This is a genomic window from Stakelama sediminis, assembly GCF_014199335.1.
Taxonomy (GTDB): domain Bacteria; phylum Pseudomonadota; class Alphaproteobacteria; order Sphingomonadales; family Sphingomonadaceae; genus Sphingomonas; species Sphingomonas sediminis.
In genome coordinates, this window is sequence record NZ_JACIJI010000001.1 from 1,139,638 (window position 1) to 1,155,086 (window position 15,449).

At 62.8% G+C, this 15,449-nt stretch carries 16 protein-coding genes; 7 read left to right on the top strand and 9 right to left on the bottom strand.

Annotated elements, in window-relative coordinates:
- The first annotated feature begins 1 nt into the window (after nt 1).
- Together sdhD and sdhA are read left to right on the top strand one after the other, a co-directional pair.
- A complete protein-coding gene (sdhD, locus tag FHR23_RS05805) occupies nt 2-388 on the top strand; it encodes a succinate dehydrogenase, hydrophobic membrane anchor protein (RefSeq protein WP_184001918.1) in 387 nt (128 codons plus the stop codon).
- A complete protein-coding gene (sdhA, locus tag FHR23_RS05810) occupies nt 388-2,205 on the top strand; it encodes a succinate dehydrogenase flavoprotein subunit (protein ID WP_184001919.1) in 1,818 nt (605 codons plus the stop codon). Before sdhD ends, sdhA begins: the two co-directional genes overlap by 1 nt.
- Nucleotides 2,206-2,291: 86 nt before the next feature.
- On the opposite strand, the gene FHR23_RS05815 is transcribed toward sdhA, so the two are convergent.
- The gene (locus FHR23_RS05815; protein WP_184001920.1) at nt 2,292-2,888 is read right to left on the bottom strand and encodes an ankyrin repeat domain-containing protein; all 597 of its coding nucleotides are present in this window, start codon (nt 2,886-2,888) and stop codon (nt 2,292-2,294) included.
- Between the two features lie 74 nt (nt 2,889-2,962).
- Between FHR23_RS05815 and FHR23_RS05820 the strand changes: the two genes are divergently transcribed.
- The 3 genes from FHR23_RS05820 to FHR23_RS05830 are packed head-to-tail and all read left to right on the top strand — an operon-like array spanning nt 2,963 to nt 4,670.
- The gene (locus FHR23_RS05820; protein ID WP_184001921.1) at nt 2,963-3,571 is read left to right on the top strand and encodes an SCO family protein; all 609 of its coding nucleotides are present in this window, start codon (nt 2,963-2,965) and stop codon (nt 3,569-3,571) included.
- Nucleotides 3,568-3,999, top strand: a complete 432-nt coding sequence (locus tag FHR23_RS05825; protein ID WP_425506343.1) for a YcgN family cysteine cluster protein — start codon at nt 3,568-3,570, stop codon at nt 3,997-3,999. Before FHR23_RS05820 ends, FHR23_RS05825 begins: the two co-directional genes overlap by 4 nt.
- A complete protein-coding gene (locus FHR23_RS05830) occupies nt 3,996-4,670 on the top strand; it encodes a YgjP-like metallopeptidase domain-containing protein (RefSeq protein WP_184001922.1) in 675 nt (224 codons plus the stop codon). The genes FHR23_RS05825 and FHR23_RS05830 overlap by 4 nt, the downstream gene beginning before the upstream one ends.
- On the opposite strand, the gene FHR23_RS05835 is transcribed toward FHR23_RS05830, so the two are convergent.
- From FHR23_RS05835 to FHR23_RS05860, 6 genes are all read right to left on the bottom strand, one after another.
- Entirely contained in the window at nt 4,646-6,871 is a 2,226-nt protein-coding gene (locus tag FHR23_RS05835) for a transglycosylase domain-containing protein (protein ID WP_184001923.1), read from the bottom strand. The two genes, FHR23_RS05830 and FHR23_RS05835, sit on opposite strands and share 25 nt — an antisense overlap.
- 44 nt (nt 6,872-6,915) lie before the next feature.
- A complete protein-coding gene (gene msrB, locus FHR23_RS05840) occupies nt 6,916-7,329 on the bottom strand; it encodes a peptide-methionine (R)-S-oxide reductase MsrB (RefSeq protein WP_184001924.1) in 414 nt (137 codons plus the stop codon).
- 31 nt (nt 7,330-7,360) lie between these two features.
- On the bottom strand, nt 7,361-8,446 hold the full coding sequence (locus tag FHR23_RS05845) for an NAD(P)/FAD-dependent oxidoreductase (RefSeq protein ID WP_221227352.1): 1,086 nt from the start codon (nt 8,444-8,446) through the stop codon (nt 7,361-7,363).
- Entirely contained in the window at nt 8,434-9,126 is a 693-nt protein-coding gene (locus FHR23_RS05850) for a methyltransferase domain-containing protein (RefSeq protein ID WP_221227353.1), read from the bottom strand. Before FHR23_RS05850 ends, FHR23_RS05845 begins: the two co-directional genes overlap by 13 nt.
- Nucleotides 9,123-10,193 carry a type III polyketide synthase gene (locus FHR23_RS05855; RefSeq protein WP_184001926.1) on the bottom strand — a complete coding sequence of 357 codons (1,071 nt, stop codon included), beginning with the start codon at nt 10,191-10,193 and terminating at the stop codon, nt 9,123-9,125. Before FHR23_RS05855 ends, FHR23_RS05850 begins: the two co-directional genes overlap by 4 nt.
- Nucleotides 10,194-10,277: 84 nt before the next feature.
- Nucleotides 10,278-10,892 (bottom strand): class I SAM-dependent methyltransferase, encoded by a 615-nt coding sequence (locus tag FHR23_RS05860; protein WP_246359691.1) that lies wholly within the window; start codon nt 10,890-10,892, stop codon nt 10,278-10,280.
- Nucleotides 10,893-11,051: 159 nt separating this feature from the next.
- Here FHR23_RS05860 and FHR23_RS05865 point away from each other — a divergent pair, with 159 nt between their 5' ends.
- Complete coding sequence (locus tag FHR23_RS05865; protein ID WP_343043017.1) at nt 11,052-11,369, top strand: antibiotic biosynthesis monooxygenase family protein; 318 nt, start codon at nt 11,052-11,054, stop codon at nt 11,367-11,369.
- Nucleotides 11,370-11,372: 3 nt separating this feature from the next.
- Here the strand turns inward: FHR23_RS05865 and FHR23_RS05870 are convergent, their stop codons facing one another.
- Entirely contained in the window at nt 11,373-13,661 is a 2,289-nt protein-coding gene (locus FHR23_RS05870; RefSeq protein ID WP_184001928.1) for a CDC48 family AAA ATPase, read from the bottom strand.
- 292 nt (nt 13,662-13,953) lie between these two features.
- Between FHR23_RS05870 and FHR23_RS05875 the strand changes: the two genes are divergently transcribed.
- A complete protein-coding gene (locus FHR23_RS05875; protein WP_184001929.1) occupies nt 13,954-14,844 on the top strand; it encodes a LysR substrate-binding domain-containing protein in 891 nt (296 codons plus the stop codon).
- A 65-nt stretch (nt 14,845-14,909) separates the two neighbouring features.
- On the opposite strand, the gene FHR23_RS05880 is transcribed toward FHR23_RS05875, so the two are convergent.
- Entirely contained in the window at nt 14,910-15,365 is a 456-nt protein-coding gene (locus FHR23_RS05880) for a peptidylprolyl isomerase (RefSeq protein ID WP_184001930.1), read from the bottom strand.
- Nucleotides 15,366-15,449: the final 84 nt, after the last annotated feature.

Sequence of the window (15,449 nt, forward strand, 5' to 3'; positions counted from 1 at the left end):
TATGGGCAACGGAACGAGCATCGGCCGCGTACGCGCGCTGGGCAGCGCGCATGAAGGCACGCATCACTGGTGGCACCAGCGGCTGACCGCGGCCGCCAACCTGTTCCTGATGACATGGTTCCTGATCTCGATCGCGCGGCTGCCGGGCTATGACTGGACTACCGTCAGCGGCTGGATGCAGTCGGCATGGGTGGCAATCCCGATGATCCTGCTGATCGCCAGCGTCTTCTATCACGCGCGGCTGGGCCTGCAGGTGCTGATCGAAGATTATGCCCATTCCGAAAACCGCTATGTGCTGATGATCCTGCTCAACGCCTTCGTCATCGTCGGCGCCGCCATCGGCATCTTTTCCGTCCTCAGCATCGCATTCACCGGAGCATCCGCATAATGGCCGCCACCGACGCCAAAGAGGCATATAAGATCATCGACCACACCTATGACGCCGTGGTCGTCGGTGCGGGCGGTTCCGGTCTGCGTGCCACCATGGGTATCGCCGAATCGGGGCTGAAGACGGCAAACATCTCCAAGGTGTTCCCGACGCGCAGCCACACCGTCGCGGCACAGGGCGGTATCGCCGCCAGTCTGGGCAACAACACGCCCGACCACTGGTCCTGGCACATGTACGATACCGTGAAGGGGTCGGACTGGCTGGGCGATCAGGACGCGATCGAATATCTCTGCCGTGAGGCACCCGCCGCCGTCTATGAGCTGGAACATGCCGGCGTACCGTTCAGCCGCAACGACAACGGCACCATCTATCAGCGCCCGTTCGGCGGCCATATGCAGAATATGGGCGAAGGTCCGCCGGTGCAGCGTACCTGTGCCGCCGCCGACCGTACCGGCCATGCCATGCTGCATGCCCTGTACCAGCAGAGCCTGAAATACGACGCGGATTTCTTCATCGAATATTTCGCGCTCGACCTGATCATGGAAGACGGCAAGTGTCGCGGCGTCATCGCGCTGTGTCTTGAGGACGGATCGATTCACCGATTCCGTGCGCATTCCGTGGTGCTGGCGACCGGCGGCTATGGCCGCACCTATTTCTCCGCAACCTCGGCCCATACCTGCACCGGCGACGGTGGTGGCATGGTGCTGCGCGCGGGCCTGCAATTGCAGGACATGGAGTTCGTGCAGTTCCACCCGACCGGCATTTACGGTGCGGGCGTGCTGATTACCGAGGGCGCACGCGGCGAAGGCGGCTATCTGACCAATTCCGAAGGTGAGCGTTTCATGGAACGCTATGCGCCGTCGGCCAAGGATCTCGCCAGCCGCGACGTCGTGTCGCGGTCGATGGCGATGGAAATCCGCGAAGGCCGCGGCGTCGGCAAGGAAGGCGACCATATCTGGCTGCATCTGGACCATATCGATCCCAAGGTGCTGCATGAACGCCTGCCCGGCATTACCGAAACCGGCAAGATTTTCGCGGGCGTGGACCTGACCCGTCAGCCGCTGCCGGTGGTGCCGACCGTCCATTACAATATGGGCGGCATCCCGACCAATTATCATGGCGAGGTTGTCCATCTGAAGGACGGCAACCCGGATGCGGTCGTCCCCGGCCTGTTCGCGGTGGGTGAAGCAGCCTGCGTGTCGGTGCATGGCGCCAACCGACTCGGCTCCAACTCGCTGATCGACCTGGTGGTGTTCGGCCGCGCTACCGGCCTGCGCCTCAAGGAGCAGCTCAAGCCGAACACGCCGCACGATCCGCTGCCCAAGGGTTCGGAAGAATTTGCGCTGACCCGGCTCGATCATTTCCGCAACGCCAATGGCAGTTCGCCGACCGCGCAGATCCGCCTCGACATGCAGAAGACGATGCAGAAGCACTGCGCCGTGTTCCGCACCGACGAGCTGATGCAGGAAGGCGTCGGCCATATGAACAAGGTCTATGCGGGCATGGAGGACATCCATGTCACCGACAAGTCGCTGATCTGGAACACCGATTTGGTCGAGACGCTGGAACTCGACAACCTGATCGCACAGGCAATGGTGACGATCCAGTCAGCCGCCAATCGTAAGGAAAGCCGCGGCGCACACGTCAATGAGGATTATCCCGATCGCGACGACGCCAACTGGATGAAGCACACCATTGCGACATTCGACGGCTGGGGTGGCAAAGCGGGCAAGGTCGATATCGATTATCGCCCGGTCCACGACTATACGCTCACCGACGATGTCGACTATATCATTCCGAAAAAGCGGGTGTACTGACGCGCGCATCCGCCGGAGACATTCTGCACCTCCGGCACCCGATCAAAAGAAAGGCCCGCGCCTGAACAGGCAGCGGGCCTTTTTCTTCACATGGTCGGGCCGATAATATCGGTCTGCGCCTTTTTCGGCGCTTCCTCGATCGCTTTGAGGATTGCCGGAGAACGGCGGTCGCGCTTGGCATAGTCGCGCGCGGACATGCCGGCGATATTATCCGGCTGGTCGGGATTGGCGCCATGCGCCAGCAGGTCGCGCACCACCATGACCTGATGCATCTGCACCGCACGAATCAGCGGCGTTTCCCCACGCTTATTGGGCAGATTGAAATTGGCATTATAGCGCGACAGAATATCGATCGCGGCGGGGAAGTTATTCTCGACCGCCAGCATCGCGGGGGTGTTGCCCGCGTCATCCTGAATATTCGGGTCCGCCCCCTTGGCGAGCAGAAAACGCAGATAGGTCGCATCCTGCCGCCTGACCACGATATCGAGCGCACCCTCCCCCTTGTCGTCGGTGGCGTTGATGACGCTGCCCGACGACGATGCGATCAGGTCGGTCACTTTCGTTCCATCTCCGTCCTTGACCGCTTTCAGAAAGCTATAGCCCGGCGAAACATTCTGGGCGGATGCACTGGCGGGAACCAGTGCGACGGCGGCAAGGGCAGCAAAAAGCACGCGAACGGACATGATGATGTGAAATCCCGTCAGATTTGGCGATATGGTTGCAACTGCTTCCCTATCAGATCAAGGATGGCGCTGTCATGAATCAGTTTTCACGTAATACGGTTCTTCTGGCAGCGGCAGTGGCACTGGCCGGTTGTTCGGGCGCGAACAGTTCCGGTCAGACGGATTCGTCGCCTCCCCTGCAAGGCGCGACGATCGGCGGTCCTTTCACCCTGACCGATCAGGACGGCAAGACCGTCACCAGCGCCAGCTTCGCGGGCAAATACCGGGTGATGTATTTCGGCTATACCTATTGCCCCGATGTCTGCCCCGTCGACATGCAGCATCTGGGACAGGGGATGCGGATGCTGGCGAAAAGCGATCCCGGCGTGGCGGCGAAAGTCGTGCCGATTTTCGTATCCGTCGATCCCGAACGCGACACGCCGCCGGTGCTGAAGCAATATGTCGCCGCCTTCTACCCGACCATGGTCGGCCTGACCGGCAGCGATCAGGCGATTGCGAAGACGGCAAAGGAATATCACATCTTCTATCAGAAGGTGCCCGCGAAAAATGGCAGCGGGCAGTATCTGATCAACCACAGCCAGGTCGCCTATCTGATGAGCCCGGAAAACAAGCCCATTGCACTGGTGCCGGTGGACGAGTCGGCACAATCGGTGGCCGATACGCTCAGGCGCTGGGTATCGTGAGCGACCGGTTCTGGGAACAGCCACTGGAAGCGCTCGACCGCGCACAGTGGGAGGCGTTGTGCGACGGCTGCGGCAAATGCTGCCTGCACAAGCTGGAGGATGCCGATACCGGAGAACTGGCTGCGACCAACGTCGCCTGCCGCCTGCTCGATCGCGATGCGGGGCGGTGCAGCGACTATCGCCACCGCCATGCCCATGTACCCGATTGCGTAAGGCTTACCGCGCGGACAGTGTCCAGCGTCTGGTGGCTGCCTTCGACCTGCGCCTATCGCCTGCGCGCGGAAGGACAGCCCCTGCCCGAATGGCATTATCTGGTCTGCGGCGACCGGGAGGCGGTGCACCGCGCGGGCGAATCCACCCGCGGCTGGACGATCTCCGAAACCGATGCGGGCGATCTGGAGCATCATATGGTCGACCGCATCCTGTGACCGGGGACATAGAGGTCGTCCGGCATCCGCGTGCACGGCGGGCGAAACTCTCCGTCGATCCGACCAGCGGCGCGATCCGGCTCACTCTGCCGCCGCGGGCTTCCGAACGCCGTGCGCTCGAATGGGCGAAATCCCAACGCGACTGGATTGCCCGACAACGCGCCACCTTGCCGACCGCTCGCCCGTTCGTACCGGGGGCAAGCATTCCGTTCGGCGATGCAGTGCTCACGCTGGAATGGATGGCCTCCGCGCCGCGTGCCGGACGGATCGCCAACGAGACGCTGATCTTCGGCGGCCCGCGCGACGGGTTCGAACGCCGCGTCGAACGCTGGTTGCGCGCGCAGGCGTTTTCGGTGCTGACCGGGGAAACCACCCGCATTGCCGAACGGGCCGGCGTGTCGGTCGCGCGGGTTTCGATAGGCGATCCGCACGGACGCTGGGGAAGCTGCTCATCGAGCGGCACGATCCGTTATAGCTGGCGGCTGATTCTGGCACCGCACAGCGTGCTGCAAGCGACCGTGGCGCACGAGGTGGCGCATCGCGTGCACATGCACCATGGACCGGATTTTCACGCACTGGTCGGGCAGATCAGCGACAGCGACCCGAAGATCGCCCGCGCATGGCTACGCCGCAACGGCGCAGCGCTTCACTGGTTCGGACGGTCGAACTGATGCGGTAGCAGCGACTGCGGTGCGTCCTTTTTAGGAGACGGCGTCGGACTGGGCGAAGGTTGCGGCTGCGTCTGACGACGCTGGGCAGGCGGCGTCGGCTGTGCTTCCGGCTTGCGTCCCAGGGCGCGGTCCAGCCAGTCCTGATCCAGCCGCTGCGGTGGCGCAGGCGGCGTGTCCGAAGGATTGACGGGCTGTTGCGTCTGCTGCTGTCCTCCATCCGGCTGATCGCCGGGATAGGCGTCCTGCGGACTGTAATAGCTGCCCCCCGGATAGGTGCTGGAACTGTTGCCGAGCGGCATTCCGTTCGGATCGACAAACATGCCGTTATCGGGGCTGCCGAAATAGGACTGATCGTCCGGCTCCGTCTGCCAGTCGGGCGGCGTCAGCGCGGTCTGGAACTGCTCGACGGGGCGGTCGGCCACCGCCTGCTTCATGAACGCGGCAAAGGCGCGCGCCGGCGCGGTGCCGCCATACAGCCCCCGGATCGGTTTGGCATCGTCACGGCCCATCCACACGCCGGTGGTCAGCCCGCTGGAGAAACCCATGAACCAGCCGTCCTTGTTGGAAGTGGTGGTACCGGTCTTGCCCGCCACCGGACGACCGATCCGCGCCGCGCGACCGGTGCCGGTGTTGACCGCGGTCTGCAGCAAATCGGTCATCTCCGCTGCGATATAGGGCGCAACCAGCACGTTCGAGGTATCGGTTTCGTGCTGATACAGAACCTGCCCGTTCGACGTCACCCGGTTGATCCCGAACGGCACCACCGCCACCCCCTGATTGGAAATGGTGGCATAGGCGCGCGTCATATCGATGAGGCGCACGTTAGAGGTGCCCAGCACCATTGCCGGATAGGTGTTGATCGGCGTGGTAATGCCCAGCCGCTTGGCCATGTCGGCCACCGTGCCGAACCCGACCTTCTGCCCGATCTCCGCCGCCGAAGCATTGAGCGACAGCGCAAACGCCTTGCGCAGCGTCACCGGCCCGAAATAATAGCCTTCGTCATTCTTGGGGGTCCAGCCGTTGATGTCGACCGCCTGGTCGTCGATCATGTCATCCGGCTTATACCCGGCCTCCAGCGCAGAGAGATAGACGAACAGTTTCCAGGACGACCCCGGCTGGCGTTCCGCCTGAGTCGCGCGGTTATAGGTGGAGGTGACATAGTCCGTGCCGCCGACCAGTGCGCGTACTGCGCCATCGCGATCCATTGACACCAGCGCGCCCTGCGCGCCCTTCGGCACATTGGCACGCACCGCCGCCTCTGCCTCGCGCTGCATTTTCAGGTTGAGCGTCGTCCAGACTTCCAGCGGCGCCTGAGTCTCGTCGATCAGGCTTTCGAGCTGCGGCAGCGCCCAGTCGGTGAAATAGCGCACGCTGTTATATTTGGGCTGCGGCGCGAATTTGACGACATGCGGATTGGCTGCATCCGCCTGTGCCTGGGTGATGTCACCGGTTTCGACCATGGCATGCAGCACCACACCCGCGCGGTCGACGGCAGCCTTCGGATCGGCGGTCGGCGAATAATGCGACGGCGCCTTCACCAGCCCGGCGATGATCGCCGCCTCTCCCAGGCTCAGATGCGTCGCGGAATGGCCGAAGAACAGACGCGAAGCCGCGTCGATGCCATAGGCGCCACCGCCGAAATACACCTTGTTCAGATAGAGTTCGAGAATCTGGTCCTTGGAGAATTTTCGCTCCATCGCGAGCGCCAGAATCGCCTCTCTGATCTTGCGGCTGATATCGTATTTGTTCGACAGGAAGATGGTACGCGCCACCTGCTGCGTGATGGTCGAGGCACCCTGCAAGCGCCGCCCGGTACCGTGATACCGGATGGCAAAGCGCAACGAGCGCAGCATGCCGATCGGATCGACGCCGATGTGCGAACGGAACCGGCGGTCCTCGATCGAAATCATCGCGTGGCGCATATCGACCGGAATCTGGTCGTAGGAAATCCACTGGCCATAGCTGGGGCCAAGCGTGGCGATGACGGTGCCGTCGGCCGAATGAACGCGGATCATCTGCCCGTTGGGTGAGGATTTGAGCTGGTCAAAGCTCGGCAGCGATGCCTTGGTCGTATAGACCGCGATAACCAGCGCAATCAGCCCGCAACAGGCAATGAGCGTGCCGATGCCCAAAGTCCAGACGACAATGCGCCGGACCAGACCGCCTTTTTTACGCTTACGGGATTTGGGGGAACGTGCCATCGATTGCAGGTCGGATTACGGCCAAATCCCCGTTTCGACAAGCATTATGCGACGGACGGCGCATCGGCGCGCGGCACGAAGTTCAGTGACAGCGAATTCATGCAATAGCGCAGTCCTGTGGGCGGGGGACCGTCAGGAAAAACATGGCCCAGATGCCCGTCACAGACGGCACAGCGCGCCTCGGTACGTACCATGCCGTGGCTGGTGTCGCGATGCTCGTCCACACGATCCCCGGCGATGGGCTGCGTGAAGCTCGGCCAGCCGGACCCCGAATCATATTTGTCGGCGCTGTCGAACAAGGGCGTTGCACAGGCCGCGCAGCGATAGATACCGTCCGCCTTGTTGCCGTTATAATGCCCGGAAAAGGCGCGTTCCGTGCCACCTTCGCGCAGGACATGATATTGCTCCGGCGTCAGGCGTTCTCGCCATTCGCTTTCGGACAGGGTCAGTTTTTCCATATCGGAAATGTGTGGCGGCGCAGGCGCGTCGTCAAGATGATCCGATACGCGTCAGCCGCGCACCCAGCCCCGCCAGCGACGGGAACGCGGCACAGGCACGGACCATCCATGGCGCAAAAGACGATTCGGCCATAGTACGCAGCACCGACGCCATGCCGATCGGCCGCGCCAGCGCCTGAGCGAATTCGCGCTGAAATTCCGGCGCCGCCTCTGGCCCATGGGAACTATAGGCGCGTGCGGAACGAATCCCGCTCGCCACTGCAATCGCAATCCCCTCACCGGCAAGCGATGGAATCACCCCCGCCTGATCGCCCAGCCGAAAACACCCCGCTCCGGTCGTTGATGCCCGCCAGCCATAAGGGACGTTCGCCACCGCATCGATCGAATCGCCGCCGTTCGCACAGGACAGCCGCTCGCCCAGACGCGGGCAGGCATTGCCCAGTGCATCCAGCAGAGCGCGCGGGCTTCCCGCTTCCTGCAATCGGGATCGATGCACCGCCATGCAGCAATTGGTACTGCCGTCCTCCTGCAGCATCAGCCCGGCATAACCCCGATCGAACAAGTGAAGTTCGATCATTCCGGCAAGCAATGTGCGCAGGACAGGCGACGGGCCGATCCGGATCCGCAGGCCGATGGCCGGGTCCGCTCCCTTCGCCGCCGCAGGCCGCGCCGCACCGCGCACATCATGCTTGCCCGTTGCGAGGAACAATGCGTCACTGGTCAGTTCGGCTCCGTCGGCAAGTCGCACCCGGCGATCGGAGACCTCGCGAATTGTCACCCCGCGCTCAACCGCCGCTCCTGCCTGAAGCGCGTGTGTCAGCAACACCGAATCGAGCCGGTGGCGCGACACGCCTTTTGCCTGATGCGGCAACGCGGCTTCGGCGCAGACATCAGCCGCGAACAGGCGCACCTTGCTCACATCCGCATCGCCCAGCGATGAACGCTCCACACCAAGGCGTTCGAGTGCAGCGAGCGTGCGCCAGCTCAGAAATCCGCCGCAAAGCGCGTCGCCCGTCACCCGTTCGCGTTCGAGGATTATCGGAGCGTCCCCACCCCGCGCCAGCGTCATCGCCGCCACGGCACCCGCCGGACCGGCGCCGAGGATCAGCGGACGCATTCGACGCACAGGCGAAAGGGAAAGGCGCGAAACACGCGGGCCTGTTTCACCCCGGCCGCATCAAGCAGCGGTTGCCATTCCACCGGACGATAGGAGCGTGCAATCGACAGCGTGCCGTCCTCCCGCACGATCCGGTGCCAGCGCATCAGGCGCGCAAGCAACGGATAGCCATGATAGGCGAAGCGGTGGCGGTGCAGATCGTTGATCAGCCAGCCGCACCGACCCTCCGCCTTCATGAAGCGCAGGAATGCGATCAACTGATCCCGGGTCATGTGGTGTGCGACCAGACTGGAAAGGATGCAATCCCAGCCCTCGCCTGCCAGACCGGCATAGTCGCCGGTGCGATAGGTGATGGCCAGATCGTCCGGCGTATGCGCGCGCGCCACGGTTTCGCTCGCCGGATTGCAGTCGATGCCGACGCAATCCAGTACGATGTCGCGCCGCTTTGCCCAGCGTGCGATCCGACGCAGCATATCGCCATCACCATAGCCGACATCCAGAATGCGCAGCCGGTCGCGGCCCTTTGCCACACGCTTTAGAAAATCGAGCGTGGGCCGTGCCGCCATCGTCACGTGATTGACCTGCGCCAGATCGGACAGCACCGCGCGATAGATCGCCGGGTCCAGATCGGGATCGTCCATCTGCTCCTCGGCAATGCGGCGATGGGCAAGCGCATTCATCCCACGCTCCGGAACCCGAATCCCTCCGCCGCAAGTCCCGGTCCGAACGCAAGTGCCACGCCGCGTTCAACCGGTCGCTTCAACATGGTTGCGAGCACGAACATCAGCGTTGCCGAGGACATGTTGCCAAAGCGCGCCAGTACCGCACGCGAATCGTCCAGTGCTGCGGGGTCGAGGTGCAATCCGCGCTCCACGGCATCCAGGATCGATCGCCCGCCTGCATGCACTGCCCATCCGTCGATATCCTGAGCAACCGTACCACGCGTCAGCACCTGCGTGAAATCGGCATCGGCCAGAGTATCGGCAATGCGCCCCGGCACTTCCCCTGACAGGTGCATGGCAAAGCCCTGATCGGTGACGGTCCAGCGGATCAGGTCGGCCGATTGCGGCAGGGCAGCGGCAAACGGCGCTTCCAGCGCCAGCCCCTGTGGCTGCGCGCTGACCAGTGCCGCCGCGGCGCCGTCGCCGAATTGCAGCATCGCCAGCAGCGGTTCCAGCGTATCGGCGGGTTGCAGGTGCAGGGTGGAGAGTTCGACGCACAGCACCAGCACTTTCGCCCCGGGTGTGGAGCGGACTATGTGGCGGGCGCTGCGCAGGGCGGCCACCGCAGCATAACAACCCATGAAGCCGATCATCAACCGCTCGACCGAAGGCGCAAGCCCCAGCCGCGTCGCGAGAATCTGGTCGATTCCGGGGGCTACGAACCCAGTGCAGCTTGCGACAACGAAATGGGTGACACCGTTCAGCGATTCCTGTTCGGCAAGTCGCTCGATCGCCGTCATGCCGAGATCGGGTGCCGCATCGGCATAGAGCGTCATGCGGGCTGCCGTACCGGGCATCTCTGCCCCGTAAAAACCTCCCGAATCCACCGGGGATCCACCGCCGTCGGTTTCGGGCAGCACCGACCAGCGCCGCTCGATGCCCGCACGCGCCGCCATCCGGTCGAACAACCGCCGGTCGCGCGAAGCCGGCAGTTGCTCGCGCGCCCAGCCGATGAAAGCGTCATGAATATCGTGCGATGGCGTCGCCGTGCCGATCGCGTTCAAACAGCAAATGGGTTCGTCCATGCTTCTCCCCGGCCCGCAACCAACCGGCGGGAAACTATTGGGAGATACGTCCGAACGTGGCCGTCGGTTGCACTGTGGCCGCGGTTATCGTTTCCACGCCCAGTAAAGCTGCGCCGGCGGCACGTTCCACCATTCCATGGCGTGATCGATGTCGTTGAACTGCGGTGCCAGGAAATCATGCACCTTGGGCGAGAACTGATAGACCAGAAACGCGCCGTCCACCCGCAGCACGCGCGCGGTTTCGGCGCCGATCTTGTCGCCAACCCCCGGCGGCAACGTCGAAAAGGGCAGGCCGGACAGCACATAGTCCGCATGGTCATGGCCATGATCCTTCACGATCTGCACCACGTCGGCGGCCGAACCATGTACCGCGGAAAAGCGCGAATCGCGGATATTCTTGCGCAGATAGGCGATGAAATCGGGATTGGTGTCGATGGCGATATATTGCGCATCGGGCTCCATATGGTCGAGTACCGTCTGGCAGAAGGTGCCGACGCCAGGACCGTATTCGACGAACAGTTTCGTATTCTTCCAGTCGACCGGTCCGAGCATCTTGCGGATCAGCTTACCCGAGGAAGGAATGATCGATCCGACCATGACGGGGTGCTTCAGGAACCCGCGAAAAAACATGGCCCAGGGTGAAAGCGGCAGGCCGCGCCGGGCTCCCTTGCGAGCGGCGGTACTGGAAGAAGCGGTCATGAAATTCCCATTCGAAGCGCCGTGATAGCGCGCACTGGCGACGCTACGTCGCAAAACTGGGGCCAACAATCAAGCGCAACTGCTGCGAACCGGGCTTGCGACACTGTAAGATACGGCTAGTCCTTGACTATGGAAGATACGCGAAAAGGCCAAATTGCGGTGATTTTCACCTCCGTCCGCACGCACGCGGACGAAAATGGCTATGCCGCAGCGTCCCGACATATGGCCGCACTGGCCGCCGCGCAGCGGGGTTTTGCCGGCATGGAAAGCGCCCGCAGCCCCGACGGCACCGGAATCACCATCAGCTTCTGGGACAGCGCCGACGATGCCGCTGCCTGGCGCGATCACCCCGATCATATCCGTATCCGTGAGGCCGGACGCGAACGCTGGTACGACAGCTATACGGTCACCATCGCCACCGTCACCCGCGACTATTGCTGGACGAAGACAGAAAGCCATCGTCCAGCGATAGATTGACCACTACTCTTCGTCAGTCCGACGCTTGAGCATCCCCGGCGTAATGAAGCCGATCGGCTGCATCGCCACCGCCTCCTGCTTCAGTTTCGCCGACATGGCCTGATATTCGCGTTCCATCTCCGGCGTGACGCTGGCCCGCGATTCGCTGAGCGCGGTTTCGAAATGCGCCATCGTCACCTGATCGTTGGTCAGCGATTCGCGCAGCGCCACCAGCCCGGCACGGCGCACCACATCTTCCAGATCCGCACCGGTAAACCGGTCGGTCCGCGCGGCGATGACGGACAGATCGACATCGGACGCCAGCGGCATCTTTTGCGTCTGGATAGACAGGATGCGTTCGCGTCCCGCCTGATCGGGCACGCCGACATAGATGAGTTCGTCGAACCGTCCGGGCCGCAACAGCGCCGGATCGACCAGATTGGGGCGATTGGTCGCACCGATCACCACCACCGACTGCAATTCTTCCAGCCCGTCCATCTCGGCAAGGATGGTGTTGACCACGCGTTCCGTCACCTGAGGCTCGCCCAGCCCACCGCCCCGCGCGGGCACCAGCGAATCAAGCTCGTCGATAAAGATCACGCAGGGTGCGACCTGCCGCGCACGGGCGAACAGCCGGGCGATCTGCTGCTCGCTTTCGCCATACCATTTGCTTAACAGGTCGGAGGATTTGGTGGCGATGAAGTTCGCCTCCGCCTCCCGCGCCACCGCCTTGGCGAGCAACGTCTTGCCGGTTCCGGGCGGACCATAGAGCAGGAAGCCCTTGGCGGGACGAATCCCCAGTCGGCGAAACGCCTGCGGATCCTTGAGCGGCAGTTCGACGCCCTCCTTCATCCGCATCTGCGCTTCGTCCAGCCCGCCGACATCGTCCCAGCGGACCTGCGGCGCCTGCACCATCACCTCCCGCATGGCGGACGGCTGTACGCGCTTCAGCGCCTCAAGGAAGTCCTTGCGGCCAACCGACAACGTATCGAGCACTTCGGGCGGGATCGTCTGTTCCGACAGGTTGAGCTTCGGCATGATCCGCCGCACCGCCTCGATCGCGGCTTCGCGCGTCAGGGCAGCGATATCCGCCCCGACAAAGCCATAGGTGGTGCGGGCCAGCTCACCCAGATCGACATCTTCATCCAGCGGCATGCCGCGCGTGTGAATGCCCAGAATCTCGCGACGACCGCGCTCATCGGGCACACCGACAACGATTTCGCGATCGAACCGGCCGGGACGGCGCAGCGCCTCATCGATGGCCTCGGGCCGGTTGGTCGCGGCGATCACGACCAGATTGGCGCGCGCCTCCAGCCCGTCCATCAGCGTCAGAAGCTGCGCGACGAGCCGCTTTTCCGCCTCCCCCGACACCTGCCCCCGTTTGGGCGCAATCGAGTCGATTTCGTCGATAAAGACGATGGAGGGCGCGGCCTTCGTCGCTTCCTCGAACACTTCGCGCAACCGCTTTTCGGATTCGCCATAGGCCGATCCCATGATCTCAGGCCCGTTGACGAGGAAGAATTCGGCATCCGATTCATTGGCAACCGCACGCGCCAGCCGGGTCTTGCCGGTTCCCGGCGGACCATGCAGCAGCACCCCTTTGGGCGGATCGACGCCAAGCCGCTGAAACAGTTCGGGATAGCGCAGCGGCAGCTCAACCATCTCACGCAATTGATCAATCGTTCCCGCCATACCGCCGATATCGTCATAAGTGACGTCGGCGCGACGGCTTTCCTGCGGCTCGGCAAAATCGGTGCGCAGTTCGATTTCGGTATCGGCATCGATATGGACGACGCCCTTCGGCGTGGTCGACAACACCGTCAGGCGGATTTCCTGCAGCGCATAAGCGGGTGCCCGCAAATGCTGGGCGACCTGCGGCGGGATATCGGCGACCCGCTGCTGCCCGACCGTGGCGACGACATCGCCCTGACATAACGGCCGGTTGAAAAAGGTCCGTTTAAGCGCTTCGGACGAACCCTGAAGCCGTAAATTCTTTTGTGCAGGTGCGAAGACAACCCGAGTCGCAGGCTTGGGATCGGCCTTGCGGATTTCGACGAACTCGCCCGATCCGACCCCCGCATTGGCACGCTGAAGCCCGTCGATGCGGATAATTTCCAGCCCTTCATCTTCGGGATAGGGATAGACCGCGATGGCAGGCGTAGCGCGTTTTCCGGCGATTTCGACAGCAGCCCCCTCACTAAGCCCCATCGCCGCCATCGTCGCGCGCGGCAGATGCGCCAGCCCCCTGCCGCTGTCTTCCGGGCGGGAGTTGGCCACTTGCAGCCGGTTGGGAGTACGTTCATCGTCGGCCATCGGCCCGTCCTTTCCACTGTCCGTTCCCAAGGGGGGAGGCAGGACATAGGAACGGGGTTCCGCAAGATCGAGGGGGTGCCGCAGACAAAAAAAGGGCCGATCCAGATGGACCGGCCTTGAAAGGTTTAGGAGAGGATGCCTGAAAGGCACGTCCTATGTGCACTGCACCATGATTTTGTGCAAGTGCGAAAAGAATAGGTCTGGTTGCGTTTTTTGCAATTTGGTCGACCGTGGCACAAAGGCGGTTCATCATTGTAGTTGCAATTCTCATGACGCATCGCACAATGCCGTAATGAGACGGCTTCCTCCGCTGACCGCCATCGAAGCGTTCGTGCATGTCGCCCGGCTGGGGTCGATCAAGGCTGCGGCGGATGAGCTTGCGCTCTCGTCTCCGGCACTGAGCCGACGCGTGCAGGCGCTGGAACGCTTTATCGGCAAGCCGCTGTTCGAGCGCCGTCACCAGTCCTTGCGCCTGAACGGAGACGGCGACCGGTTGTTACGTCGGATCGCGCCGGCGCTGGACACGCTGTCCGATGCGGTCGAGGAAATGACCAGCGCGATCGACCTTCTGCGACTTCGGCTCGGCGTGATGCCGCTGTTCGCGGAAAAGCGGCTGTTGCCAAAGCTGCCCGACCTGCGCAAACGCCATCCCGAACTGCATCTCGACGTCGATACAGGCGGCCATGGGCTGGCGCGTCTTGGCGACGGACTGGATGCCGCAATCGTGTTGGCACAGGATGTCGATCCGGCGCTCTATGGCCGTCGCCTGGACCATAGCAAGTTGCTCGCCATCGGTGCACGCAGCCTGACCGAAGGCGACAATCCCATCCTCGACCCGGCGCAATTGTCCGGCCAGACGATCCTTGTCCATCGCGACATGCCCGACAGTTTCAGCATCTGGCGCAACGCCATCGGGCGTCCCGATCTGGAGGCTGCCGCGATCGATTATTTCGACTCAGGCCCGCTGATCTTCGAAGCGGCGGCGCAAGGTCTGGGGATCGCGCTGATGCTCGACAGTCATTTTTCCGCGCGCCGTGACGACCGGCTGGTCAGGCTGTTCGATATGGAAGTCGAAAGCCCCTATAGCTGGTGGTTCGCCTGTCGGCCCCGCGCGCTGTCGCAGCGCCCGGTCAAACTGTTCCATGACTGGCTGTTCGAAACGTTCGACGTTCCGGAAGAATAATTTCTGATCCTGGCGCGCCGCTTTTCGGATAATGCGGAAAAGCGGCGCGCAGATCGGCTTCAGCGTCAGGCAGGACGCATCTTGACGATCTTGCCCGGATTGCGCGGCGGTTCGCCCTTGGGCAGCGCATCGATATGCTCCATGCCTTCGACGACTTCGCCCCAGACGGTATATTGCCCGTCGAGGAAACGCGCATCGTCGAAGCAGATGAAAAACTGGCTGTTGGCGCTGTTGGGGTTCATCGTGCGCGCCATCGAACATACGCCGCGAACATGCGGTTCGTCGCTGAATTCCGCCGGAAGATCGGGTTCGTCGGAACCGCCTGTGCCGGTGCCGGTCGGGTCGCCGCCCTGCGCCATGAAGCCGTCGATGACGCGGTGGAAAACGACATCGTCGTAAAAGCCCTTATCGGCCAGACTGGTAATACGCTCGACATGCTTGGGAGCAAGGTCGGGCCGCAGGCGGATTTTCACGTCGCCGCTTTCCAGCGTCATGTGCAGCATGGGATTGGTATCGGTCATTTTTGAAACAACTCCGGTCAATGTGGCCCTCCCCTTAGCCAGCCGCGTGCGCTACCTCAACCGTCAGCGAATTGCGGTTGTGCG